The organism is Pseudomonas asiatica, assembly GCF_009932335.1.
GTDB classification, from domain to species: Bacteria; Pseudomonadota; Gammaproteobacteria; order Pseudomonadales; family Pseudomonadaceae; genus Aquipseudomonas; species Aquipseudomonas asiatica.
This window is the reverse complement of the sequence record NZ_BLJF01000001.1, coordinates 1770565-1794063: the sequence shown is the minus strand read 5'-3', so window position 1 is coordinate 1794063 and position 23499 is coordinate 1770565. Positions and strand designations below refer to the sequence as shown.

Sequence of the window (23499 nt, the reverse complement as noted above, 5' to 3'; positions counted from 1 at the left end):
TACTGGTGGAACAGTGAGACATTCCCATGCAAGACCTCAACGACCTTTTCTACTTCGCCCGCGTGGTCGAAGCCGGCGGTTTCGCCGCAGCGGGCCGCCAGCTGGGCATCCCCAAATCGCGCCTTTCGCGGCGTATCGCCGAGCTGGAAGAACGCCTGGGCACGCGCCTGCTGCAACGCACTACACGGCAACTGAAGCTCACCGCGGTGGGCGAGCGCTACCTGCACCACTGCCAGGCCATGCTGCTGGAAGCCGAAGCCGCCGACGAGGCCGTGGCCAGCATGAGCAGCGAACCGCGCGGGCGCTTGCGGGTGTCGTGCCCGGTGGCATTGGCCCACGCCTTTCTGCCGGATGTGATCAGCCGCTTTCTTGCGCAGTACCCGCTGGTGCAACTGGACATGGTGCTGCTCAACCGCCGGGTAGACCTCATTTCCGAAGGTATCGACGTGGCCCTGCGCGTGCGCGATCTGGGCGATGAAGACCCGGCCCTGGTCACCCGCCGCCTGCGCCAGGCGCAGATGCAACTGGTTGCAGCGCCCGGTTTCGCCGACCACATCCGCGAACCGGGCCAACTGGCATCATTGCCGGTGCTGGGCGCTGCCGAGGCGGACCGGCTGGTACACTTCCGGCTGTTCGGCCCCCACGGCAAACAGCAGGAAATCGCCCTGGAACCGCGCCTTGCCATCGATGATTTCGTAGTACGTAATGCTGCTGTACGGGCAGGCCTCGGGTTTACCGCGCTGCCCAGCATGTTCTGTGAAGAAGAACTGGAGCGTGGCGAACTGGTGCGCCTGCTGCCGGACTGGTCGCTGCCGGGTGGCTACCTGCAGGCGGTGTACCCGCACCGGCGCGGCTTGCTGCCTGCGGTACGGGTATGGATCGACCACCTGGCGGCGTCGTTCGAGGCCTGTGGAGAAAAGTATGTCTGAGCGGAACATGAGCGAAGCCCAGGTGGCAGCGTTCTGCCTGAGCCTGCCGGGTGCGCGGGAAGACTACAAATGGGGCGGCATCCGGGTGTTCTCCGTAGCAGGCAACAAGATGTTCGCGGTGCTCGACCTGGCGGGTGCGGGGTTGTCGTTCAAAGTGGCCGACGAACTGTTTCTCGGCTATTGCGATCGCCCGGGGGTGCGGCCTGCGCCGTATCTGGCACGGGCGCGGTGGATCAGCATGGCATCGCCCTACCCCATGGGGCGTGAGGAGCTGTGTGATCTGTTGCAGCGCTCGCACCAGCTGGTGGTGCGGCGGTTGCCGAAGCGGTTGCAGGTGGGGTTGGTAATCTAGCTAGCCTGTGCCGGCCTCTTCGCGGGCTTGCCCGCTCCTACAGGTACTCCACAGGCCTTGAGGGCAGTGAAAATCCTGTGGGAGCGGGCAAGCCCGCGAAGAGCCCGGCACAATCACATATCAACTGAAGGGCAGATACCGCCCGCCAAGAAACAGCCAGTCCGCCCAGAACACCTGGTGCACCAGCACAATCCCCCAGAACACCAGCTGGTACGAAACCTTGCGAGTCTTGTGTCGATACAGCTGCTGCGCCAGCAGTGCCCCCGGCCAGCCGCCCAGCAGCTCACTGGCATGCAGCACCTTCTCGGGCGTACGCCAGGCCTGGGTACGCGCCTGCTGTTTATCCTGCCAATACAGCAGCAGGCTGATCAGGCTCATTGCCGGGTACAACGCCAGCGGCCACCAGGCCTGGTCGACCCAGGCCATGCGCGCCGCGCCCAGGGCGGGCAGCAGGCACAGCAGGCCCAACAGCAGCAGCTTCAGGCGCACATTACGTACGCCCTCCACCCTTTGTCCCCGTGACGCCTCAGCCATGGGCCGTCGCCCAGTCAACCCAGCCGAACTGCCAGGTCGCCAGAATCAGCAGGCCAAAGGCAATGCGATACCAGGCGAACGCCGCGTAGCTGTGGTTGGCAATGAACTTGAGCAGGCCACGCACGGCGATCATGGCAAAGATGAACGAAGTCACGAAGCCAATGGCAAATACCGGCAGGTCACCAGGCTGGAACAGGTCGCGGTACTTGTAGCCCGAATACACTGCCGCACCGACCATGGTCGGCATCGCCAGGAAGAACGAGAACTCGGTCGCCGCCTTGCGCGACAGGCCGAACAGCAGGCCACCGATGATGGTCGAACCGGAGCGCGAAGTGCCCGGGATCATCGCCAGGCACTGGATGAAGCCGATCTTCAGCGCGTGGCTCCAGCGCATGTCGTCCACGTGGTCTACCTCCACACGGTGCTCGCGGCGCTCGGCCCAGAGCATGATCACCCCGCCCACCACCAGCGCAGCCGCCACGGTGATCGGGTTGAACAGATATTCGTGGATCAGGTCGGCGAACAGCACGCCCAGCACCACTGCCGGCAGGAAAGCCAGCAAAAGGTTACCGGTGAAACGCCGCGCCATGGGCTGGCTGGTCAGGCCGAAGACCACGTCGAAGATCTTGCCGCGAAACTCCCACACCACCGCCAGGATCGCCGCCAGCTGAATGATGATGTTGAAAGCCATGGCCCGTTCGCCACCAAACCCGATCAGGTCGGCGACGATGATCTGGTGGCCGGTACTGGAGATCGGCAGAAACTCCGTCAGCCCTTCGACCACGCCTAAGATGATTGCCTGGAAGGCAGTCCAAAAATCCATCGTTCCCCCGATGGAGCACTGCTCGTTGCAGGCCCCTTGTTCTTGATTTGCTTGAAATTGCCGCGCGCGGCCCGGCTGTTTTACAGCGACTGTTGGGCGTAATGCCAGTAGAAAAGTTCACGCCGCCTAAAGGTTTCATCTTGCGCGGCCGAAATCCTAGCAGAGCGCCTTCGCAATCACCTTGTACAAACTGCTGCAGACTATTGAATGGATAGCACTTAGCCATTAGTCGTGTGGGGGCCTCGCGCAAAGCATGCTTGGATGCGCCTGAATAAAAAGAACAATGCGGGAGCTGTGGTATGAAAACCCTGAGATCGATGTCTATCAGCCGCCGTCTGTGGCTGATCCTTTTGGTGGCGGTGGCCATGCTGGTGGTATTGGGCCTGCTGATGCTGCGCCAGATCCACGGTGACCTGTACCAGGCCAAAGCGGAGAAAACCCGCCACGTGGTGCAGACCGCAGCCGGTGTGCTGGCCTATTACCAAGAGCTGGAGGCAGCCGGCACGCTCAGCCGTGAAGCGGCCCAGCAACAGGCGCTGCAAGTGGTGCGGGCGCTGCGCTACGACCACGATGACTACTTCTGGATCAACGACCTGGGGCCGAAGATGATCATGCATCCGGCCAACCCCAAGCTCGACGGCCAGGACCTGTCGGCCATCCGCGACCCCGACGGCTTTGCCGTGTTCAACGAGATGGTCGCCCTGGCTCGGCAGCAGGACGCCGGGCCGGTCAACTACCGCTGGCCCAAGCCCGGTGCCAGCGAGCCGGTGGCCAAGACGTCCTACATCCAGCTGTTCAAGCCCTGGGGCTGGATCATCGGCTCAGGCGTGTACGTCGATGACGTGCAGGCCGAATTCACCCGCCAGTTGCGCGACGCCTCGCTGGTGGGCGTGGCCATCGCCCTGCTGATGGCGCTGGTGGTCATGCTGATTGCGCGCAGCATCGCCCGCCCGTTGCAGGAAGCAGTGCAGGCCATGGGCAACATCGCCAGCGGCGAAAGCGACCTGACCCGGCGCCTGGACACTCACGGCCGGGACGAAATCACCCACCTGGGCGAGCACTTCAACCGCTTCAATGGCAAGCTGCAAGGCGTGGTCGGCCAGTTGCAAGGCGCGGCCCATGCCCTGGCCCGATCCGCCGGGCATGTCGGCGACAACGCCGGTGCCGCGCAGCAGCACAGCGCCCAGCAATCGCTGCAGATGGACCAGGTGGCCACCGCGGTCAACGAAGTGACTTACGCCGTGCAAGACGTGGCCAAGACCGCCGAGCAGGCCGCCGGTGAAATGCGCACCGCGCAACAGCAGGTGGCACACGGCCAGGAGGCCATTCACGGCAGCCTGGCGCAGATCGACCGGCTGTCGCTGACCATCGACCAGGCCGTGCAGGTGATCCGTGAACTGGCCGGGCACAGCACGCGCATCGGTGGTGTACTGGATGTGATCCGCTCCATCGCCGAACAGACCAACCTGCTGGCGCTGAATGCGGCCATCGAGGCGGCGCGGGCCGGCGAGCAGGGCCGTGGCTTTGCCGTGGTCGCCGACGAGGTGCGCCTGCTGGCCCAGCGCACGGCGCAGTCGACGGCCGAGATCCATACCATGATCGAGCACCTGCAAAGCCAGTCGGACGCTGCGGTCAAAGCCATCGACACCAGCAGCGAGGCCTCGCGCCAGACGGTCGAGCAGGCCCGCGAGGCCGGTGCCAGCCTGGATGCCATCAACCAATCACTGAACAACCTCACGGCGTTGAATGCCTCGATCGCCAGCGCCACCTTGCAGCAGTCGCACGTGGTAGAAGAGATCAACCGCAACGTGCTGGATACTGCCGGGTTGTCTCAGCAGACCGCCGATGCAGCGCGCCAATCCAGCGATGCCGGGATGGCGCTGGGGCAGCTGAGCGAAGAGCTGGAGCAGCTGTTGCGGCAGTTCCGCGTATAATGCCGGGGGCGCTTTGCGCCCTTTCGCGACACAAGGCCGCTCCTACAGACGATCGCGTCCCCCTGTAGGAGCGGCCTTGTGTCGCGATGGGCTGCAAAGCAGCCCCAAAGACCCCAACGCCCTACACCTTCCCCGGCCGACCCGCTACAATCGCGCCCTTCCCCCGCAGTCTCCAAGGATCGCCGATGTCCGGCCTTGAACTCATCGCCGCCGTCCTCGGCGTCACCGCTGTCTGGCTCACGGTCAAGCAGAATGCCTGGTGCTGGCCCATCGGTCTGGTCATGGTGCTGATCTATGGCTGGCTGTTCTACGAGGTGAAGCTGTACTCCGGCATGTTGCTGCAACTGGCCTATGCCATCCTGCAGGTCTACGGCTGGTGGCAATGGAAGCGCCCGGGCCATGCTGAAGACGCCCGCCAGGTCACCCGCCTGCAGCGCCCGGCATTGCTCGTCGGTTTGGCCGGCGGGGTGCTGTTGAGCGCCACCTTGGGCGCGGCGATGGCCACCTGGACCGACGCCGTCCTGCCCTGGCTGGACGCTACCCTGACCGGCTTCAGCCTGGTGGCACAACTGTGGATGGCGCAGAAGCGCCTGCAGTGCTGGCCGCTGTGGGTAGTGGTAGATATCGTCTACGTGGGCCAGTACCTGCACCAGCAGTTGTACTTCACCGCCGGTTTCTTCGCCGTGCTCACCCTGATTGCCGTGCGCGGCTGGCTGGAATGGCGCCGTGACCCGGCGTTGGTGCAGCCATGAGCGAGGCACAATCCATGAAAGTACTGGTGCTGTGCGGCCCGGAATCCAGTGGCAAGAGCTGGCTCAGCGGTGTGATCCAGGCGCATTTCGGCGGCGTGGTGGTGGCCGAATACGTGCGCCACTTCATCGATCAGGAACGCCGCGACACCTGCTATGCCGATATCCCTGCCATCGCTCGTGGTCAGCTGGCCTGGGAAGACCAGGCCCGTGAGCAGGCACCGTCGCTACTGATTCTCGACACTCACCTGCTCAGCAACATGCTCTGGAGCCACGCCCTGTTCGGCGACTGCCCGGCCTGGCTGGAACAGGCGTTGCTGGCGCGGCATTACCACCTGCACCTGCTGCTGAGCCCGCAAGGTGTGGATTGGGTTGCCGATGGCCAGCGCAGCCAGCCCGAACTGCGCGACCGCCAGCGCTTTTTCGACGACAGCCTGCACTGGCTGCAACGGCATGAGCAGGCGTACAAAATAATTGAGGGCAATTGGCCACAACGCCAGTTGCTGGCACTGCAAACAGTAGCTAAGCTCATTGATAGCAATACGCCATCCTACCCCACCGAGTGTTAACCCACTGACACACCCTTGTGGGGCGAAGCCCCTGAAAACATGAGGTCTTGCGGGGCATCGAAAGTAATGTCAAGGCGCTGAAACACTCCTGCAAAAACCCTTCCAATCAAGGCCAACACTGGCTCTGCCTGCACCACTCGCGGCTGCCTGTTTCAGCCCTGAGACAGAATATGCCGCAGCTTGTCATGGTGCCTACCTTAACCTTTTGATCTGAAACCGCTTCTCGAAAGCGGCACACCTTCTGCTCCCTCGTTCACATCGCTGAACAGGGCCAGCGCTCATTGAAGGAGTTGCCGTCGTGAGGAAAACTGACAAACGCCTTTATCACCTGCTGCTGATGGGCTATGTGCTGGGTTCGTTGAGCCTGACGGCCCAGGCCGACAACGGCATCATCGTGATAACCCGTGATGTGCAGACACGCAACGCTGTGGTCCCGCCGTTAAGACCCGACCCCAACCCCACCACCGTCAATGCCAATCCTTCCGCTCACATCCTCAAGCAAACCAACGAACTGAGTGATGGCGACTTCGCCAACATCAGCAGCGGTGCGGGCATCAGCACCCTGATTACCCAGCAGACCAACAACCTGGGCGGCAACCTCAATAACCAATCCCAACTGCCCAACCTGGCCGGTGGCCGCGGTACAGGCTCGGGAAATGGCATCTCGAACATGGTCAACTCGAGTGTGCAGCGCGGCCTGGCGCCGCTGCAGATCCTGACCGGAGGCAAGTGAGATGAAGCACACGCTGCTGATCCTGGTCACGCTGTGCAGTACATCGGCCTTCGCGCAATCCCCGGTCCCCGTGATCAACAATGCCGACATCGACAGCTCGGGCAGCCGTTACCAGGGCAACCTGTCGGTCAACCAGGCAGCCGGCGACCAACAGCAACAGGCCAACGCGCGCGCCTTCGCCGCAGGGCCCGAGGCTGGCGCCACCACGCAAATCCGCCAACGGCTGAACGCCCCCGCAACTTCCGCGATGGACGCGCGCGCGACCATACAGGGCGACGCCTTCAGCAACGGTAGCGGCGCCCTGGGGGTCAACCAGAGCGCCGGCGCCAACACCCAGCAAGCGAACGCACTGAGCATCAGTCTCGGTGCACAGCCGCAAAGCATCGACGACAGCGTCCTCATGCAACAGAACGTGGCGCTGCTCAACAACTCCGGTCCGATTGACACTTCAACTGGCCATCGCCTGGTCACCACCAGTGACCAGGCCTTCACCGGTAGCCGTGGAGTGATTCAGTTGAACCAGAGTGCCGGGGTGGGAAACCGAATGGCCAACACCTTGAGCATCCGGGTCGCGGATTGACCCATCCAGTTAAGAACAACACTTAACCTAAAAGTACGGAGAATCACCATGAAACCCTCGATGGCAATCAAGCCTCTGGTTTTCGCAATTGCTGCGGTCATGGCTGTTGCTGTACAAGCTGATCAGAACGACCGGCGTGGCGGGCACCACAATGGTCACCACAATAACGGGCATCACACCCCTCCTCCCACCCGGATCCCTGTGTATGCCACAGCCAACGCCATGGACAGCCAACGCAGCACGGGTAACACCATCACCAACCAAGGCACCATCAACGAAGCCGAAATGAGCAGCTCGGCCACGGGTGCAAGCGGCAACGTGGGTGTCAACGTGGCAGCCGGTAACGGCAACCAGCAGGACAATGCTGCGGCTATTGCCAATGCATCGTCCGAGTCCAGCCTGGACAACAGCTTCGTGTTCGGCACCGCCGAAGCCACCGCTGACGTTCGCCAGTTCAGCAACAACAACCGTGTCGACAACTGGTCCACCCAGAACTCGGCAGTCATGACCGGCTCGGCCGATGGTGCCGAGGGTAACGTCGGCATCAACATCGCTGGCGGCGACCTGAACCAGCAGAAGAACACCATGGCCATCGCCAACACCGGTGCCCCGCTGGGCAATGCCACTGCCACCGCCTCTGCCGACCAGAACGGCCCAGGCCTGACGGTGAACAACGGCGCCGACCGCACCTACCGGGTGGATACGCTGACCATCACCACCACCAAGAGCGGTTCCAGCTCGCGTGAGGGCACGTTCAATTCGACCGACGACCGCAGCTCGTCATCGAGCTTCAGCGTGGCCGGCTCGCGAAGTGCCAGCTCCAGTGGCTCCAGTGGCTGGAACTCCAGCGGTTCGAGCAGCATGAACGCCAGTGGTTCGCACAGTTCCACTGCCAGCGGCTCCAACAGCTGGAATGCCAGTGGTTCGATGTCCGGCAACGCCAGTTCGTCCAGCAGTGCCAGCCTGAGCGCCTCCCTGGCTGCGGCAGCCGATGCGACCCGCACCACGAGCACCGATTACGGCCGTCACGAGCGCACTCGCACCGACAGCTTCGATGCCTCGCTCAATGCATCGCTCAATGTGGATGTCGACCACTCGCGGGAAAGCTCTTACGACAAGTCGTTCGAGAAGGCATTCGACTCGTCGTATGACAAGGCTCGCCAATCGAGCTACGAGAAGTCTCGCGACTCCTCGTATGAGAAGGCTCACGAGTCGTCCTATGCCAATGCATCGGAATCGGCGTTTGAAAAGTCTGGCGAGAAATCGTCTCAATCGTCGAACGACGTGTCGAAGAGCTACAGCGAAAGCAGTGCCTACGACTTGAGCAATACCGTGTCCTTCCAAGTGCTGACCCCGACCGGATGGGCAAACCCTGTTACCAACACTGCAACCCTTAGTGGTTCGGTGAATGGCGGCAGTGGCAACCTGGGCGTGAACGTGGCAGCCGGTGTGGGCAACCAGCAGAGCAACTCGCTGGCCATCTCCAACACCTCGTTCTGATCGCTGTGCTTGAGGCCCCCTTCGGGGGGCCTTTCTTCAACAGAACCGGAAGGCATCCGATCATGCGCATCATTGCCCTGGCGTTTTTGCTGTGCCTGGCCAGCATGAGCGAAGCTGCACAAATGCCGCTGTCCGTCCTGCCGGGCGGCGCCGTGGTGTTCAAGCCCATCCAGAGCGTACGCGAGCGCAAGTTCGCTGACCTGGTGCAACAGAAAACCGACTTCAGCTGCGGCGCCGCCGCGCTGGCCACCATCCTGCGCCAGGCCTACTGGCTGGATGTGGACGAGCAACAGATCATCGAAGGTATGCTGGCCCACGCCGACCAGGACCTGGTGCGCACGCAAGGCTTCTCGATGCTCGACATGAAACGCTACGTGGAAAGCCTGGGGATGCGTGCCCGCGGCTACCGGGTGGCACCCGAGACCCTGCACAGCGTGCGCATCCCGGTCGTGGTGCTGATGGACGTGCGCGGCTACAAGCACTTCGTGGTCATGCAGAAGGTCGACAAGGGTTGGGTGTATATCGGTGACCCGGTACTGGGCCACAAGCGTTACAAGGTCGATGATTTTCTCAAGGGCTGGAACGGCATCATCTTCGCCGTCATCGGCCAAGGCTACGACAAGCACAACATCCTGCTCGACCCGCCCCTGCCGCTGACCGCCAAGGGCCGGGTGAACAACTTCACCCCGGTGCAGGATGCAGAGCTGCTGGACTTCGGTTTCATCAAAAGCGACTTCTTCTAACGACTCTTGCAACGACAAGGAGCACGAGGCTCCGGGGAGCACCCCAATGAAGAACCCATTCTGGCTCGCGATCGCATGCCTGGCCGTCAGCCTTCCCACCCATGCCGAAACGTTCAAGCCCATCGAGCTGAAGGACCATGAGTTGGCGACCCTGCGTGGCCGCTACGTGATGCCGGGGCGGATCGTGAGTTTCGGTATTGTCATGTCCAGCACCTGGCAGAATGCCAAAGGGGACGTGATCGGTGCCACGAGCACGATGCAGATTCAGCAGTCAACCATCAAACCGCAATTCTATGTGTCGTTGATCGACGAAAGCGGCACCGGCACAACGTCAGCTGGATCCACCGCACCAGGTACCGGTACCGTCACGGGCGGTGCCGGCCTCAACACCACAGAGGGTGTTACCCAGGTGGTACGCGCCGCTGGCGACAACAACACCGCCTACAACGATGTCGCCGTCAATGTCTCCAAGGCCAACCAGGCGCCCGCCATGCAGCCGCAGGGCCAAGCACTGGCCAACGGCCAGACGCTGACGGGCGAAAACGGCGCGGGTGCGCTGAGTGTGTCTGCCAGCGGCGTAGGGGTGCAGTTCAATATCAATGCCAGTAACAACCAGGGCAGCAGCGTGCAGCGTCTGGCGCAGGGTGGCTTGATGCAGAACTCGACGCTGCTGGGCAATGGCAACAGGGTGAACAACGTCACCACGCTCAATGTGGTGATGCGTGAAAGCGTGCCAACAGCCGCTTCGCTGAACGGTAGCCTTGATCAGCTCAAAGGACTTCGCACATTCGGATACTGATCTACGCTCAGTCTCATCAAAAGAAGTCGGCAGGGACGGCAATTCCATGCACCGATCTTTATCGCTCAAAGTTTTTGTGTGTTTGACCACCTTGGCCCCGGCCACATTGCTCTACGCCGCCTCCGACCCGCAGGTTGAGGCTCTCAAGCAGGAACTGATGGAGCTGAAACGTCGCTACGAAGCCCAGCAGCAAGCGCTGATGGTGCTGGAGCAGCGCGTACGCCAGGTCGAGGAAACCCCGGCAGCACCACCGCCCAAACGCCTGGTCAGGTCCCCGGCCGAAGGGGTCAAGGGCGCACAGACGGTGGCATCGGGTGCACCGGGCACCACCGGCAGCTCCTATGGTCAGGCGCTGACCGCCGACGCCGAACCGGCACAGAGCGTGTCCAACCTGTATGACGAGGCCAGCGGCTTCTTCGGCGGCGGCAAGTTCAGCTTCGAGACCGGTGTCACCTATACCCACTACGATACTCGGGCGCTGGTGCTCAACGGCTTCCTGGCACTGGACTCGATCTTCCTCGGCAGTATCAACCTTGACCGGGTGAAGGCAGATAACTGGACCCTGGACATGACTGCCCGCTACAACCTCGCCCAGCGTTGGCAGTTCGACATCAACGTCCCGGTGGTGTACCGCGAATCCACCTACTCTTCCGGCGGTGCGGGGGGAGCCGGGGCGAGCACCTCGGACGAAACCGTAACCCGCGACCCGGAAATTGGCGACGTCAACGTCGGCGTCGCCTACAAGTTCCTCGACGAAGACGAGACCTGGCCTGACGCCGTCGCTACCTTGCGCATAAAGGCACCGACCGGCAAAGACCCCTATGGCATCAAATTGCGCCAGGTCGAGGGCAACGACAACCTGTCGGTACCGGAAAGCCTGCCGACCGGCAACGGCGTCTGGTCGATCACGCCGGGCATCTCGCTGGTCAAGACGTTCGACCCGGCCGTGCTCTTCGGCAGCCTGTCCTATACCTACAACATGGAAGACTCGTTCAGCGACATCAGCCCACAGGTCAACAGCAAGGTACCCGGCGACGTGAAGCTGGGCGACTCCTGGCAGATCGGCGGCGGTATCGCCTTTGCCCTGAACGAGAAGATGAGCATGTCGTTCTCGGTGTCCGACCAGTTCGCCCGCAAGAGCAAGATAAAGCCGGATGGTGGTGACTGGCAGTCGATCTCCAACAGCGACTACAACGCAGCCAACTTCAACATCGGCATGACCTTCGCCGCCACCGACAACCTGACCATCGTGCCCAACCTGTCCATTGGTCTGACCGATGACGCACCGGACTTTTCCTTCAGCCTGAAATTCCCCTACTACTTCTGATACTTGCCATCGGCCGGGCCCGCGCTAAAGGGCCCGGTTTTGGTTACCAGCCTTGTCCCGGACCGCCTTCCATGTCACGGCCTGTTATCATCAAGCACAGTTGCATGACGATTTAATGGCAAAAGGGATGTTTTCGTGAAGAACCTGTCAGACCACCCACGTACCCGGCTTGTCGCCCTGGCGACCCTGGTACTGGTGATCCCACTGGGTACGCGCGCCATGCTGGGTTGGTCCAACCCGCTCGGTTACCTGTCCGACCTCGCACTCGGCAGCCTGCTGGTCTTGCTGCTGCACCGTCGGCCGTGGTGGTTGGCGCTCCCCGTATTGCTGGCCTGGGCGGCCCTCTGGGTGGCTTCGGCCGAACTGGTCAGCGCGGTTGGCCGTTTGCCCACCAGCGCTGACCTGACATACCTGCTCGACCCGCAGTTCATGGAAAACTCGACCGGTGGTGGCCTGGCCCATGCCTGGCTGCCCTTGATCATGGGCACCGGCCTGCTGGGCTGGCTGGCCATCGCCTGGCGCAGCCGTAGCCAACGCAGCCAGCCGGTGCCACGCAAGGCCTGGGCCATTCCGCTGCTGCTGTTTGGCGCCCATTGGGGCAGCCAGCAACTGGTACCTTCCGACGCCGACCAATGGCGGCAATACAACCTCACCCACCAGTTGCTGTCGGCCGGGGCCGGCAACCTGCAGCGCCAGGTCGAAGGCTGGATGGGCCGCACACATACCTTCACCCCTCTGGCCAGTACCGGCCTGACCCAGTCCGACCTGCATGGCCAGCGGCTGCTCGCCGGGCCAGGCAACGCCCGCAACCTGCTGATCATCACCGTGGAAGGCATCCCCGGGGCCTACCTGCGGCCCAACCGCCAGGCCCTGCACAGCCGCTTCGACGAAGAGCTGATGCCAAAGCTCAGCCAGTGGGCCGAGCGCGGCATGAACACCCCGGACTACGTGCTGCATACCCACCAGACCATCCGTGGCCTGTACGCGATGCTCTGCGGTGACTATGACAAGCTGGCCAACGGCACGCCCAAGGGCATGGAGCTGCTGACCCAGAACGATCGCAACCAGGCCTGCCTGCCAGCGCAGTTGCGCCAGGCCGGTTTCACTACCCACTACCTGCAGGGTGCCGGCCTGCGCTTCATGGCCAAGGACCGCATCATGCCGCACATCGGCTTTGACTCGGTGCACGGCCAGGAGTGGTTCCGCAACAAGAACTACCTGGACTTCCCCTGGGGCAAGGATGATCGCTCCTTCTTCGAGGGGGCGCTGAACTACGTCGGCCAGCTGCAAAAGCAGGACAAGCCATGGATGTTGACCCTGCTCACCGTGGGCACCCACCAGCCCTACTCGGCGCCGTTCGAGTACATGGAGCGCTACGACACGCCGAAACAGGCGGCAGTCGCCTACCTGGACGATGCGCTCGGTGCATTCCTCGACAACCTCGAACGCCAGGGCGTACTCAAGGACACCCTGGTGGTGGTGACTTCCGACGAGTCCCACGGCATCGACGGTGTGCGCCTGGCCTCGTCCTGGGGCTTCAACCTCACCCTGGCGCCGGAGCAGGCGCAGTTGCCACGGATCAAGCGGGGCACCTACGGCCATATCGACCTGGCCACCTCGCTGCTCGACTACTTTGCGCTGCCCATCCCCATGGCGCTCGGCGGTCGCTCGCTGTACCGCGATTACGACAGCGGTCGTGAAATGATCTCCTACACCAACGGCATGCTGCGCTATCACGACGGCCGGGGTGTGTTCACCGAATGCGACTTCCAGCAGCGCTGCCGGCGTTACGCCAGCGAGGGCTTCATCGCCGACCAGGCACGTTACCTTGGCCTGGGCGACAGCCTGCTGGGCCAGCAGATCGGTGCCCTCGCCGGGGTGCTCGACCAGTCCCTGCTGCAGACACCGCTCAACCTGCGTTACCAGTTCGGCGGCCCATCGCCGATCCAGCTGCGCAAGCGCATCAAAGATGACTGGGCCGACAACCTGATCGGCGCCCAGTACCTGGAAATGCCCGAGGGTTCGCATACCCGCGTACGGGTCAAGGTACGTTCGCTGGACCCCAAGCGCGCAGCCTATATCCAGCTCAAGGCCAAACAGCTGGAGCAGGACGTACCGCTGGGCTTGCCTTACGAAGTGAAAGTGACCGCCGAAGAGCCGCTGGAAATGGAGTTCAGCTTCGACAACCCGACCGCGCGCAAAGCGTTTTCCTTCCATTTGCTGGGCTATGGTGGTGGTCAGGTGGAAATCAGCGACTTCAGTGTGATAACCGCGCTGCCAGGGGAAGATGAAGCAGCGGATGAGCTGACCGAAGGGCATATCGCCCATTCGGGCTGAACGGTACCACTCATCGCTGGGCCGCCGCGACCTGTCGATTTAACCCGCCCGTGCTCGACTAGTGTGTGAATCACCCAATGTGGAGATAACACCATGAGCACGAGCGAAAGCAGGCACCCGGTGGTTTCCCGCAGCCAGTGGCTGGCGGCCCGCCGGCAGCTGTGGCTGCACGAAAAGGCCTTCACCCGCCACCGCGACGCGCTGTCCGCAGCCCGTCGCGCCCTGCCCTGGGTCAAGGTGGAGCACGAGTATCGCTTCCAGGGGCCGGACGGCGAACTGAGCCTGGCCGACCTGTTCGCAGGCCGCAGCCAACTGCTGGTTTACCACTTCATGTTCGCCGAAGGCTGGAGCGAAGGTTGCCACGGCTGCTCATTCCTGGCCGACCACTTTGACGGCGCCAACCTGCACCTGGCCCATCACGACGTGTCGCTGGTGGCGGTGTCGCGTGCGCCGTATGCCGAGTTCCAGGCATTCCGCCGGCGCATGGGCTGGCAGTTTCCCTGGTATTCGTCACATGGCAGCGGCTTCAACGAGGACTTTGGCGTCAGCGTCGGCAGCGAGGGCCAGCGGCAGTACAACTATGAGCCATATGAGGGCGATGAAAGCGAGCTTCCCGGGCTGAGTGCGTTCTACCGCGAGCCGGACGGCAGCGTGTACCACACCTACTCGACCTATGCCCGCGGGCTGGACATCCTGGTCAACACCTACAACTTCCTCGACATCGCGCCACTGGGGCGCAACGAGGCCGGGACCATGGACTGGGTGCGGCACCACGACCGTTATGAAGGGCAGCCGGACAAGCCCAACTGCTGCCACAAATAACGAGAGGCAATACATATCGCTTATCACTCGCTTGGCACGTCCTTTGTAGGAGCAGCCTTGTGCTGCGAAGAGGCCGGTACAGGCAACAGATCTGCATAGCCAGTACGGGCCTCTTCGCAGCACAAGGCTGCTCCTACAAGGGGCCGCGCAGCGGCCAAGCATCCTCAAGTGCAGCACATAGTCTTCAGCCGCGCACACCCAACATCCCGCGCTCGACGATGAAGTCGATCACCGCCTGCAGCCCCTCGCCCTTCTTCAGGTTGCTGAAGGTCCATGGCCGCTGCGGGCGCATGCGCTGGGTATCGCGCTCCATCACTTCCAGCGAAGCCCCCACATAGGGCGCCAGGTCGGTCTTGTTGATCACCAGGAAATCCGACTTGGTAATCCCCGGCCCACCCTTGCGCGGGATCTTCTCGCCTTCGGCCACGTCGATCACGTAGATGGTCAGGTCGGCCAGCTCCGGACTGAAAGTGGCACTCAGGTTGTCACCGCCGCTTTCGACGAAGATCACCTCGAGGTTGCCAAACTTGCGCGCCAGGGCTTCGACCGCCGCCAGGTTCATCGAGGCATCTTCACGTATCGCCGTGTGCGGGCAGCCGCCGGTTTCCACACCGACGATGCGCTCCGGCTCGAGGGCCCCGGCTTCGGTGAGGATACGCTGGTCCTCCTTGGTGTAAATGTCGTTGGTGACCACTGCGATCTGGTAATGGTCGCGCATGGCCTTGCACAGGGCTTCGAGCAGCGCCGTCTTGCCGGAGCCGACCGGGCCGCCGACACCGACGCGCAGTGGTTGTTGATAGCTTTGCATGCAGGCAGTCCTCAGGAACGGAACAAACGGGTGTATTGGGTTTCGTGTCGCGATGAGGCAATGGCCAGCAACGGCAGGCCGCCGCCAAGCTGGTCATCGCCCAGGCCCAGTGCCTGGTCGAGGGCCGCGGGCAGCCCTGCCCCCAGGTCGCGCAGCAAGGTCTGGGCGGCCTGCTGGCCGAACGGCACCAGCTTGACCCCGGCCATTACCGCGCCCTCCAGCCAGGCAAAACCATGGCCCAGGGCCAACTGGCGCAGTGGGATCGCCCAGTGCGCAGCCAGCCAGGCCATACCGCCCAGCTGGGTGAGTTCTAGGCTGGCCCGCCAGGCTGGCGCCTGGCCCAGTTGCCAGCCGTCCAGCAGCCGTGCCAGCGCCGCGCCGCGCTGCTGTTCTTCCAGACGCAGCTCGGCGGTTTCACGGTTGGCCAGCAGAAAGCGGCTCCAGTGGCCGAAGGCTTCGGCGTCCTCGGCCTGGCAGGCGTGGTACAAGCGCGCCAGCACCGGCCAGTCGAGGCAGGCCAGGGTGTCGTCGATCTGCTCGCGCTGCCAGGCAGCGAAACCGTCCACGTCCCGTACCCAGCCCGCCTCGACCGCCCACTCCAGGCCTTGCGAGTAGGTGAAGCCACCCACCGGCAAGCCAGGGCTGGCCAGCTGCAGCAGGCGCAACAGCGCCAGGTCGCTGCCCATCAACCAGCCAGTACCAGCGCGGCGCCGGCCAGCAGGCCGCCGCCAAAGGCCTTCTGCAGGCCGCTATGCCTGCGCAACAGGCAACCGACCGCAAAGCCGGCCGCCAGCAACAGGCCGCTGACCGTGACGAAGCCGGCGCTGAACTGCCAGAACGCGCTTGGCGTGGCTTCCACGCCATGGGCCCAGCCATGGAACAGGGCGAACACCGGCATGGCCATTGCCAGCAGCAGCTGGCGGCTGGGCAGCAGCACGGCACCGGCAGCCACCAGCAGCGACAGGGCGATCAGGGTTTCCATGCCCAGCACATCGCCGAACAGGTGGCCGCATACCGCGCCGCCGAACATCGCCGCCAGGGTTGCCAGGGGTAGCGTCAGGCTGCGCCGGGTCAGCGCGGCGAGCACACCGGTGCCCAGCAGCATCAGCAGGTGGTCAAGACCGGTCAGCGGGTGCAGCAGGCCGTCCTGCAGCGGGTTGGCGTCGTGCCCGGGGTGGGCGAAGGCAGGCAGAGCCAGCATCAGCAGAAACAGGGCGAAAGTCTTTTTCATTGGTTGCTCCAGGCAGTTCAGGAATGGGCAGGCAGGCGCACGAACGGGTGATCGTGGCCGTGGGCATGGCTATGGCTGTGGCTGTGCGGTGCGCTCTGGTAGGCGCCCGCTTCAGGCTCGAACGGCGCCTGTTCGGCCTCTACCGTCAGGCCCAGGCCACGCAACATGTCGTCCAGCACGTGGTCGTGCTGGAAGCGCAGCAGGCCGGGTTCGATCTGCAGCGGTACATGGCGGTTGCCAAGGTGATAGGCCGCGCGGGCCAGCAGGTGCGGGTCGGCGCAGCGCACCGTGGACACCGCCTCGGGCGCCGCCAGCACACGGATCAGCTGGGTGCCCTCGGCATCGGCCAGCAGTTCGCCTCCGCGCAGCAGGTGGCCGCGTTCGAGCATCAGCCCGGCCTCGCGACCATCATCCAGGGTCACCCGCAGGCGGCTCTTTATGCGGCTGTCCACGTCCAGGGTAACGGTGCCGGTTTCGCCCAGCTGGCCGGGCTCGGTGATACGGCGGGTCAAGACAATCATCGGTGCTCCTTCAGAACAGGAAGTAACGCTGGGCCAGCGGCAGTTCGCGGGCCGGTTCGCAGACCAGCAGTTCACCGTCGGCACGCACCTGGTAGGTCTGCGCATCGACCTCGATCAGCGGCTGCAAGGTGTTGTGGACCATGTCGGGCTTGCGCACCCGGCGGCAGCCGTGGGCCACGCCGATCAGGCTGCGCAGGTTCAACTCCTCGGCCAGGCCACGGTCCATCGCCGCCTGGGGCAGGAAGGTCATGCGCGTGGCATGCCGCGCCGCGCCCAGGGCGCCGAACATCGGGCGGTAATGCACCGGTTGCGGCGTGGGGATGGAACCGTTGATGTCACCCATGGGCGCGGTGACGATCATCCCGCCCTTGATGACCAGGGCCGGCTTGACCGCAAAGAACGCCGGCGCCCACAGCACCAGGTCGGCCAGTTTGCCGACTTCCACCGAGCCCACTTCGTGGCCGATGCCGTGGGTCAGGGCCGGGTTGATGGTGTACTTGGCGATGTAGCGCTTGACCCGGAAGTTGTCGCTGTAGCTGGTGTCCGGCGCCAGTGGCCCGCGGCGCAGTTTCATCTGGTGGGCCACCTGCCAGGTGCGCAGCACCACCTCGCCAACCCGGCCCATGGCCTGGGAGTCGGACGAAGTCATGGCAAAGGCGCCCATGTCGTGGAGAATGTCCTCGGCGGCGATGGTTTCGCGGCGGATGCGCGACTCGGCAAAGGCCACGTCTTCGGCGATGCTCGGGTCCAGGTGGTGGCAGACCATGAGCATGTCCAGGTGCTCGTCCACGGTGTTGACCGTGTACGGCAGGGTCGGGTTGGTCGAGGACGGCAACACGTTGGCCTGGCCTGCCGCGCGGATGATGTCCGGGGCGTGACCGCCACCAGCACCCTCGGTGTGGAAGGTGTGGATGGTGCGGTCGCCGATCGCCGACAGGGTGTCTTCGATGCAGCCGGACTCGTTGAGGGTGTCGGTGTGGATCGCCACCTGGATGTCCATTTCCTCGGCCACGCCCAGGCAGCAGTCGATGGCTGCTGGTGTCGAACCCCAGTCTTCGTGCAGCTTGAGGCCCACGGCGCCGGCTGCGATCTGCTCGCGCAGCGCTTCCGGCCGCGAGGCGTTGCCCTTGCCCAGCAAGCCGATGTTGATCGGCAGGCTGTCGGCAGCCTGGAGCATGCGTGCCAGGTACCAGGGGCCGGGCGTGCAGGTGGTGGCGTTGGTGCCGGTGGCTGGCCCGGTACCGCCGCCGATGAAGGTGGTGACACCGCTGTTCAGCGCCTCGTCCACCTGTTGCGGGCAGATGAAATGGATGTGCGAGTCGACACCACCGGCGGTGACGATCTTGCCCTCGGCCGCGATCACCTCGGTGCCGGGGCCCACTGGCACGTTCACGCCCGGCTGCACATCGGGGTTGCCAGCCTTGCCGATCACCGCGATACGCCCGTGCTTGATACCGATATCGGCCTTGACGATGCCCCAGTGGTCGATGATCAGGGCATTGGTCAGTACCAGGTCCATGGCTTCGGCAGCCAGCATCTGGCCCTGCCCCATGCCATCGCGGATGACCTTGCCGCCACCGAACTTCACCTCTTCGCCATAGATGGTGAAGTCGTGCTCCACCTCGACCCACAGCGCGGTGTCGGCCAGGCGCACGCGGTCGCCCACGGTGGGGCCGAACATGTCGGCATAGGCCTGGCGGGAAATGCGGCTCATGCCCTGCCCTCCAGCGCGCCCATCACCTTGCCCTGGAAGCCGTAGACCTCGCGCTTGCCGGCGTATGCCACCAGTTGCACGGTACGCGCCTGGCCAGGCTCGAAGCGCACGGCGGTACCCGCGGGGATGTCCAGCCGAAAGCCCAGCGTAGGCGCGCGCTCGAACACCAGCGCCTCGTTGACTTCGTAAAAGTGGTAGTGCGAGCCGACCTGCACCGGCCGGTCGCCATGGTTGGCCACGCTGACGCTGACTGTCGCGCGGCCGCTGTTCAGCTCGATGTCGCCGGCGGCGACCTGGATTTCACCTGGGATCATGCGGGGCTCCTGGGCAATTTCAGACGATAGGGTCATGCACGGTCACCAGCTTGGTGCCATCCGGGAAGGTCGCTTCGACCTGCACGTCGTGGAGCATTTCGGCAATGCCAGGCATTACCTGCTCGCGGCTCAATACTTCACGCCCCAGGCTCATCAGCTCGGCGACGGTGCGGCCATCACGGGCGCCTTCGAGCACGGCGGCAGTGATCAACGCCACCGCTTCCGGGTAGTTGAGTTTCAGGCCACGGGCCAGGCGCCGCTCCGCCAGCAGCGCGGCGGTGAACAGCAGCAGTTTGTCTTTCTCTCTCGGGGTCAGCTCCATGGCGCTCTCTCAGGTGGCCCAGATACGCGGTGGGCAGGCCGGCAGGCCGAGGACGGCCGGGCGCAGCACATGCCACAGGCGTTGCAGGGTGCGTTGCAGGTGTTGGTTGTCATGGTCGAGCACGCGGATCACCAGCAACGACCCGAGCAGGGTCGCGCCGGCCGGGTTGGCCATCTCGTCGAGCAGCGGGCGCACCAGATCCAGCACAGCCTGGTCGGCGGGTGCGGCGCAGAAGGTGGCCAGCAGCGGATGCCCGCCAAGCTTGCTCAGGCGCCCGCCTTCGACGCGCAGGCGCTCGTGCAGGCCCACTTCGTCGGGCAGTTCGATGTGCAGGCGGCTGTCGAGGGCACCCTGCTCGAAACGCTCGTTCATCACCGGGCGCCCCAGGCACAGGGTTTCCCAGGCCAGCAGGCGCGCGCCCGGTTCGAGGGTGAAACGGCTGTCGAGGCTGGCGCGGGCACCGGAGAAGAAGATGCTGTCCTGCGGCAGCCACTCCAGGGTGCTGTCGGCGGCCAGGTGAAAACGCTGGACCAGCCGCGCGGTCGGGCCGATGCTGCGGTAGAACTTGCTGGCGCCCGGCATGGTCAGCAGCGCGTGGCTGCCCGGCTCCACCTGGATATCCAGCTCCAGACGGTCGCCAGCGACGATCCCACCAGGAGGGTGCAGCACGTAGACATGGCACGGTGCACCTTCGGGATAGAATGGCCGCTGCACCAAAAGAGGTCCGAAATGCCGCCACGCACCAAGGCGGGTCACCTTGTCGCGTCTGACGAAGCGCAACTGCAGGTGAGCGCTCCAGCCGGCATCGTCGTGTTGTTGTTCGATCTGCTCCGCGAGCGACATCCTGCGGCCCCTGAAATCCGTGGCCTGCTGGCCGTTTAGAGTGGCAGGCACGCACGGCTATGGCGTGCGCGCCCTGACCACTCGATCAAATTCGCAGGCTGGATATAGCAGGTTGCGGGCCAACTCCGCAGGTGAACGAAGATGAAGTTTTTGCCATGGCCGCTCTGGCATCGGGCATAGAGGGAGATGGCGCACAAGGCAGGGGCGTGCTTCGGCCCTGTTTCGGTGCCGAAGCAAGGTGAAAATGGGGCTGCGTTGCAGCCCTTCGCGGGCGCGCCCGCTCCCACAGGTACCTGGAGGACTTTGCTGGTACCTGTGGGAGATTGCCCAGCCCTTTTGGGCTGCGCAGTCGCGCAGAGAACAAATTTCGCTCGTTTGAAGCGTCCTTTGTAGGAGCAGCCTTGTGCTGCGAAGAGGCCGGTACAGACAATAGACAGGCTTTGTCAGTACCGGCCTCTTCGCAGCACAAGGCTGCTCCTACAGTACCTCGCCGAACCAATGAGTCATGTGCCGTTCTATGAGAGCAAGGTGCAAAGCGGCCCCAACTATCAAAACTCAGTAATCGAAGCGGTCCACCGCACGCCGGCGTTCGTTGTCGTCACGCCGGTCATAGATGGCGGTGGTCTGGATATTGGCGTGATGCGCCAGCTTCTGCGCAATGGACAGGTCGTGCTCTTCGATCACCCGGGTGATGAACGCGCGACGGAAGTCGTGCGGCATGATCTTCACGCCCACCTGCGCACCACGCTGGCGGGCGATGTAGTAAATGGCATGCTTGGTGATGCGCGCTCGGGTTATATGGCTGCCACGGCGGATGCGGTTGAACAGGAATGGGTCGTCTTCGGCCCCTGCGGGCAAGTCCTGGCGGCGCAGGTCCAGCCACGCCTGCAACTTCTCGAACGCCCATGGCGGGGCGTACTTGATCAACTGGCGGTTGCCCTTGCCCAGCACCTGCAGGCTGCGCGCCTCGAAGTCGACCTGGTCCAGGTCGATGTCCACCGATTCCGACTTGCGCATGCCAGTGCCGTACAGCAAGGCGATGATCGCCGCGTCACGCACACCCTGCGGCCGTGGGTCGGCCGCGCACACATCCATCAGCTCGCGAATCAGGCTGCGGCGCAGGTTGCGCCCCGGCGGCAGGCGGCTGCCGGTGGCCGGCTTGACTTCGCGAATGCGCAGCAACTGCTCGTGATCGATCAGGCCCTGGCGCCAGGCTTCGTTCATCACACCGCGAATGGCGTTGACGTACAGCGACGAGCTGTTGGGGGCGTAACCGTCCGCACGCAGCGCCGCCACCAGGGCGATCACATGGCCGGGCTCGAGCCGATGCCAGGGCACATCGACGATATTGCAGTCGACAAAACCCAGCCGATCGGCGGCGTCCTGAAGGATGTAGCGCATGGTTTGCTGGCTGGATGGGGCCAGGCGGGCCATGTACTGCAGCAGCGGATTTTTCGAGAGATCGGACAAAACGTGAATCCTGTAGCGAAGCGTTGGCCAGCGGCGAACCGGCCAGACCCTGAAGCAAGTCAATACGACATACAAGCAGGTCCAAATAACAGCGGAATACACATGTCATTCGGACCCGGAGAAGTGCCATCACCTTGATATACAAGGGGTTCGGAGCTGGCACGGATCGTGATCTTACCCCAATTGAGCCCACTGAACGAACGAAGGTCAGCCCATGCTTGTGCAGCCGATCGATTCACGCCCACGCCAGGCCGTCTGGGGCCTGGGTTTCCGCCCATTCTTCCTGGGTGGCAGTTTGTTTGCGCTGCTCGCCTTGCTGTTGTGGGGCGGCGTACTGGCCGGTGCGCTGGAGCCCACGCCCCCCGGCGGCATGCTCGCCTGGCACCGCCACGAAATGCTCTATGGCTTTGCTGCTGCCATCATCGCGGGTTTCCTGCTGACCGCCGTGCAGAACTGGAGCGGCATCCCAGGCTTGAACGGGCGCGCGCTACAGGGTTTGTTCCTGCTTTGGCTGCTGGGCCGGGTGAGCTGGTTCCTGCCACTACCGGACAGCTTGCTGGTAGTGATCGAGGGCAGCTTCCTGCCGCTGGTGGCACTAGCCCTGGCACGGCCGATCGTGCAACGGCGCTTGCGTAACAACTACCCGATCGTCGGCCTGGTGCTGTTGATCGCCGCCTGCCAGTGGCTGACCCTGGTCGGCTGGCTGCGCCAGGACGAACTGTGGCAGCGCCGCGGGCTGTTTGCCGGGTTGTGGTTGGTGGCCACGATGATGACCGTGCTTGGCGGGCGGGTGATCCCGTTCTTCACCCGGCGCGGCCTGGGCAACATGGCACCGGCCCCTGCCCGCCCTTGGCTGGACCGCGCCTGCCTGCTACTGAGCGTGGCGGTACCGCTGGCCTTTGCCGCGGGTTTGGCCGATACGCCGCGTATCGACCTGGCCGTGCTGTTCGGCGCCTTGTTCGCTCTGCATACGGCCCGCCTGGCCTTGTGGCATGACCGCGGCCTGTGGCGTGTGCCCCTGCTGTGGTCGCTGCATCTGGCCTATGCCTGGATCGCCATTGCCTGCCTGGGCATGGCGCTGTGGCATGCCGGGGTGGCGCTGAGCCCGAGCCTGGTGACTCACGCCCTGACCGTGGGAGCCATGAGCGGCCTGATCCTGGCGATGATGGCACGGGTCAGCCTGGGCCACACCGGCAGGCCGCTGCAGGTGCCGACCAGCATTGCCTGGGCCTTTGCCTTGATCCAACTGGCGACGCTGGCGCGGGTGGTGCTGCCGCTTTTAACGCCGCTGGGGGTGAGCCTTTCAGTAATGTGCTGGAGCCTGGCGCTGCTGCTGTTCCTGCGCCACTACCTGCCCATCCTGCTGCAGCCACGGGCTGACGGTATGCCGGGCTAGCCTTGATGCCTAGATTGGGGCCGCTTTGCGGCCCATCGCCGGCAAGCCAACTCCCACACCGACCGCGCCGACCTCAAGGCCTGCGCTGTACCTGTGGGAGCTGGCTTGCCGGCGATGGGCTGCGAAGCAGCCCCAAGGTTTCAGCACAG

At 63.9% G+C, this 23499-nt stretch carries 25 protein-coding genes and 1 pseudogene; 15 read left to right on the top strand and 11 right to left on the bottom strand.

Going from position 1 to position 23499, the window contains the following annotated elements:
• Positions 1-26 precede the first annotated feature (26 nt).
• Entirely contained in the window at positions 27-929 is a 903-nt protein-coding gene (locus GYA95_RS08460) for a LysR substrate-binding domain-containing protein (protein ID WP_015270172.1), read from the top strand.
• Positions 922-1281, top strand: coding sequence for an MmcQ/YjbR family DNA-binding protein (locus GYA95_RS08455; protein ID WP_043935581.1), 360 nt, complete (start codon positions 922-924; stop codon positions 1279-1281). Before GYA95_RS08460 ends, GYA95_RS08455 begins: the two co-directional genes overlap by 8 nt.
• Before the next feature lie 120 nt (positions 1282-1401).
• Here the strand turns inward: GYA95_RS08455 and GYA95_RS08450 are convergent, their stop codons facing one another.
• Positions 1402-1815, bottom strand: a complete 414-nt coding sequence (locus tag GYA95_RS08450; RefSeq protein WP_043935580.1) for a DUF1294 domain-containing protein — start codon at positions 1813-1815, stop codon at positions 1402-1404.
• The gene (locus tag GYA95_RS08445) at positions 1808-2638 is read right to left on the bottom strand and encodes an undecaprenyl-diphosphate phosphatase (protein ID WP_015270169.1); all 831 of its coding nucleotides are present in this window, start codon (positions 2636-2638) and stop codon (positions 1808-1810) included. The genes GYA95_RS08450 and GYA95_RS08445 overlap by 8 nt, the downstream gene beginning before the upstream one ends.
• A 299-nt stretch (positions 2639-2937) precedes the next feature.
• Here GYA95_RS08445 and mcpP point away from each other — a divergent pair.
• From mcpP to GYA95_RS08390, 12 genes and pseudogenes are all read left to right on the top strand, one after another.
• Positions 2938-3699, top strand: a pseudogene (gene mcpP, locus GYA95_RS28445) (methyl-accepting chemotaxis protein McpP); the annotation flags it as partial.
• 138 nt (positions 3700-3837) lie between these two features.
• A complete protein-coding gene (locus GYA95_RS28440) occupies positions 3838-4572 on the top strand; it encodes a methyl-accepting chemotaxis protein (RefSeq protein WP_404940922.1) in 735 nt (244 codons plus the stop codon).
• A 185-nt stretch (positions 4573-4757) separates the two neighbouring features.
• On the top strand, positions 4758-5324 hold the full coding sequence (gene pnuC / locus GYA95_RS08435; protein ID WP_015270167.1) for a nicotinamide riboside transporter PnuC: 567 nt from the start codon (positions 4758-4760) through the stop codon (positions 5322-5324).
• Complete coding sequence (locus GYA95_RS08430) at positions 5321-5890, top strand: AAA family ATPase (protein WP_043935579.1); 570 nt, start codon at positions 5321-5323, stop codon at positions 5888-5890. The genes pnuC and GYA95_RS08430 overlap by 4 nt, the downstream gene beginning before the upstream one ends.
• A gap of 298 nt (positions 5891-6188) precedes the next feature.
• Positions 6189-6623 (top strand): hypothetical protein, encoded by a 435-nt coding sequence (locus tag GYA95_RS08425; protein WP_015270165.1) that lies wholly within the window; start codon positions 6189-6191, stop codon positions 6621-6623.
• A 1-nt stretch (position 6624) separates the two neighbouring features.
• Positions 6625-7203 carry a hypothetical protein gene (locus GYA95_RS08420; RefSeq protein WP_015270164.1) on the top strand — a complete coding sequence of 193 codons (579 nt, stop codon included), beginning with the start codon at positions 6625-6627 and terminating at the stop codon, positions 7201-7203.
• A gap of 48 nt (positions 7204-7251) precedes the next feature.
• Positions 7252-8703, top strand: coding sequence for a hypothetical protein (locus GYA95_RS08415; RefSeq protein WP_039612960.1), 1452 nt, complete (start codon positions 7252-7254; stop codon positions 8701-8703).
• A gap of 62 nt (positions 8704-8765) precedes the next feature.
• A complete protein-coding gene (locus GYA95_RS08410; protein WP_015270162.1) occupies positions 8766-9446 on the top strand; it encodes a C39 family peptidase in 681 nt (226 codons plus the stop codon).
• 46 nt (positions 9447-9492) lie between these two features.
• Entirely contained in the window at positions 9493-10245 is a 753-nt protein-coding gene (locus tag GYA95_RS08405; RefSeq protein WP_015270161.1) for a hypothetical protein, read from the top strand.
• A gap of 46 nt (positions 10246-10291) precedes the next feature.
• Positions 10292-11572, top strand: a complete 1281-nt coding sequence (locus GYA95_RS08400; RefSeq protein WP_015270160.1) for a transporter — start codon at positions 10292-10294, stop codon at positions 11570-11572.
• Positions 11573-11707: 135 nt separating this feature from the next.
• Entirely contained in the window at positions 11708-13909 is a 2202-nt protein-coding gene (locus tag GYA95_RS08395) for an LTA synthase family protein (protein ID WP_015270159.1), read from the top strand.
• Between the two features lie 93 nt (positions 13910-14002).
• Positions 14003-14731, top strand: a complete 729-nt coding sequence (locus GYA95_RS08390; protein WP_015270158.1) for a DUF899 domain-containing protein — start codon at positions 14003-14005, stop codon at positions 14729-14731.
• Between the two features lie 184 nt (positions 14732-14915).
• On the opposite strand, the gene ureG is transcribed toward GYA95_RS08390, so the two are convergent.
• From ureG to GYA95_RS08345, 9 genes are all read right to left on the bottom strand, one after another.
• Positions 14916-15539 carry an urease accessory protein UreG gene (gene ureG / locus GYA95_RS08385; RefSeq protein ID WP_010953755.1) on the bottom strand — a complete coding sequence of 208 codons (624 nt, stop codon included), beginning with the start codon at positions 15537-15539 and terminating at the stop codon, positions 14916-14918.
• An 11-nt stretch (positions 15540-15550) separates the two neighbouring features.
• Positions 15551-16225: an urease accessory protein UreF gene (locus tag GYA95_RS08380; protein ID WP_015270157.1), complete on the bottom strand. Its 675-nt coding sequence runs from the start codon at positions 16223-16225 to the stop codon at positions 15551-15553.
• Positions 16225-16770 (bottom strand): HupE/UreJ family protein, encoded by a 546-nt coding sequence (locus GYA95_RS08375; protein WP_013972451.1) that lies wholly within the window; start codon positions 16768-16770, stop codon positions 16225-16227. The genes GYA95_RS08380 and GYA95_RS08375 overlap by 1 nt, the downstream gene beginning before the upstream one ends.
• A gap of 17 nt (positions 16771-16787) precedes the next feature.
• Positions 16788-17291, bottom strand: coding sequence for an urease accessory protein UreE (ureE, locus tag GYA95_RS08370; RefSeq protein ID WP_015270156.1), 504 nt, complete (start codon positions 17289-17291; stop codon positions 16788-16790).
• A 10-nt stretch (positions 17292-17301) separates the two neighbouring features.
• Entirely contained in the window at positions 17302-19005 is a 1704-nt protein-coding gene (gene ureC / locus GYA95_RS08365) for an urease subunit alpha (RefSeq protein WP_013972449.1), read from the bottom strand.
• The gene (locus GYA95_RS08360) at positions 19002-19319 is read right to left on the bottom strand and encodes an urease subunit beta (RefSeq protein ID WP_015270155.1); all 318 of its coding nucleotides are present in this window, start codon (positions 19317-19319) and stop codon (positions 19002-19004) included. The genes ureC and GYA95_RS08360 overlap by 4 nt, the downstream gene beginning before the upstream one ends.
• A 19-nt stretch (positions 19320-19338) precedes the next feature.
• Positions 19339-19641 carry an urease subunit gamma gene (locus GYA95_RS08355; RefSeq protein WP_015270154.1) on the bottom strand — a complete coding sequence of 101 codons (303 nt, stop codon included), beginning with the start codon at positions 19639-19641 and terminating at the stop codon, positions 19339-19341.
• Between the two features lie 9 nt (positions 19642-19650).
• Positions 19651-20484 (bottom strand): urease accessory protein UreD, encoded by an 834-nt coding sequence (locus tag GYA95_RS08350; RefSeq protein WP_015270153.1) that lies wholly within the window; start codon positions 20482-20484, stop codon positions 19651-19653.
• A gap of 555 nt (positions 20485-21039) precedes the next feature.
• On the bottom strand, positions 21040-21954 hold the full coding sequence (locus GYA95_RS08345; protein ID WP_015270152.1) for a site-specific integrase: 915 nt from the start codon (positions 21952-21954) through the stop codon (positions 21040-21042).
• 214 nt (positions 21955-22168) lie between these two features.
• Between GYA95_RS08345 and GYA95_RS08340 the strand changes: the two genes are divergently transcribed.
• Positions 22169-23350: an NnrS family protein gene (locus GYA95_RS08340; RefSeq protein WP_015270151.1), complete on the top strand. Its 1182-nt coding sequence runs from the start codon at positions 22169-22171 to the stop codon at positions 23348-23350.
• The last annotated feature ends 149 nt before the right edge of the window (positions 23351-23499 follow it).

Coding starts and splice junctions, on each gene's coding strand:
- GYA95_RS08355 (WP_015270154.1), bottom strand. CDS start 19,641: ATGGAGCTGACCCCGAGAGAGAAAGACAAACTGCTGCTGTTCACCGCC.
- GYA95_RS08420 (WP_015270164.1), top strand. CDS start 6,625: ATGAAGCACACGCTGCTGATCCTGGTCACGCTGTGCAGTACATCGGCC.
- pnuC (WP_015270167.1), top strand. CDS start 4,758: ATGTCCGGCCTTGAACTCATCGCCGCCGTCCTCGGCGTCACCGCTGTC.
- GYA95_RS08360 (WP_015270155.1), bottom strand. CDS start 19,319: ATGATCCCAGGTGAAATCCAGGTCGCCGCCGGCGACATCGAGCTGAAC.
- GYA95_RS08380 (WP_015270157.1), bottom strand. CDS start 16,225: ATGGGCAGCGACCTGGCGCTGTTGCGCCTGCTGCAGCTGGCCAGCCCT.
- GYA95_RS08455 (WP_043935581.1), top strand. CDS start 922: ATGTCTGAGCGGAACATGAGCGAAGCCCAGGTGGCAGCGTTCTGCCTG.
- GYA95_RS08405 (WP_015270161.1), top strand. CDS start 9,493: ATGAAGAACCCATTCTGGCTCGCGATCGCATGCCTGGCCGTCAGCCTT.
- GYA95_RS08350 (WP_015270153.1), bottom strand. CDS start 20,484: ATGTCGCTCGCGGAGCAGATCGAACAACAACACGACGATGCCGGCTGG.
- ureE (WP_015270156.1), bottom strand. CDS start 17,291: ATGATTGTCTTGACCCGCCGTATCACCGAGCCCGGCCAGCTGGGCGAA.
- GYA95_RS08375 (WP_013972451.1), bottom strand. CDS start 16,770: ATGAAAAAGACTTTCGCCCTGTTTCTGCTGATGCTGGCTCTGCCTGCC.
- GYA95_RS08400 (WP_015270160.1), top strand. CDS start 10,292: ATGCACCGATCTTTATCGCTCAAAGTTTTTGTGTGTTTGACCACCTTG.
- GYA95_RS08450 (WP_043935580.1), bottom strand. CDS start 1,815: ATGGCTGAGGCGTCACGGGGACAAAGGGTGGAGGGCGTACGTAATGTG.
- GYA95_RS08340 (WP_015270151.1), top strand. CDS start 22,169: ATGCTTGTGCAGCCGATCGATTCACGCCCACGCCAGGCCGTCTGGGGC.
- ureG (WP_010953755.1), bottom strand. CDS start 15,539: ATGCAAAGCTATCAACAACCACTGCGCGTCGGTGTCGGCGGCCCGGTC.
- GYA95_RS08430 (WP_043935579.1), top strand. CDS start 5,321: ATGAGCGAGGCACAATCCATGAAAGTACTGGTGCTGTGCGGCCCGGAA.
- GYA95_RS08415 (WP_039612960.1), top strand. CDS start 7,252: ATGAAACCCTCGATGGCAATCAAGCCTCTGGTTTTCGCAATTGCTGCG.
- ureC (WP_013972449.1), bottom strand. CDS start 19,005: ATGAGCCGCATTTCCCGCCAGGCCTATGCCGACATGTTCGGCCCCACC.
- GYA95_RS08460 (WP_015270172.1), top strand. CDS start 27: ATGCAAGACCTCAACGACCTTTTCTACTTCGCCCGCGTGGTCGAAGCC.
- GYA95_RS28440 (WP_404940922.1), top strand. CDS start 3,838: ATGGACCAGGTGGCCACCGCGGTCAACGAAGTGACTTACGCCGTGCAA.
- GYA95_RS08445 (WP_015270169.1), bottom strand. CDS start 2,638: ATGGATTTTTGGACTGCCTTCCAGGCAATCATCTTAGGCGTGGTCGAA.
- GYA95_RS08410 (WP_015270162.1), top strand. CDS start 8,766: ATGCGCATCATTGCCCTGGCGTTTTTGCTGTGCCTGGCCAGCATGAGC.
- GYA95_RS08390 (WP_015270158.1), top strand. CDS start 14,003: ATGAGCACGAGCGAAAGCAGGCACCCGGTGGTTTCCCGCAGCCAGTGG.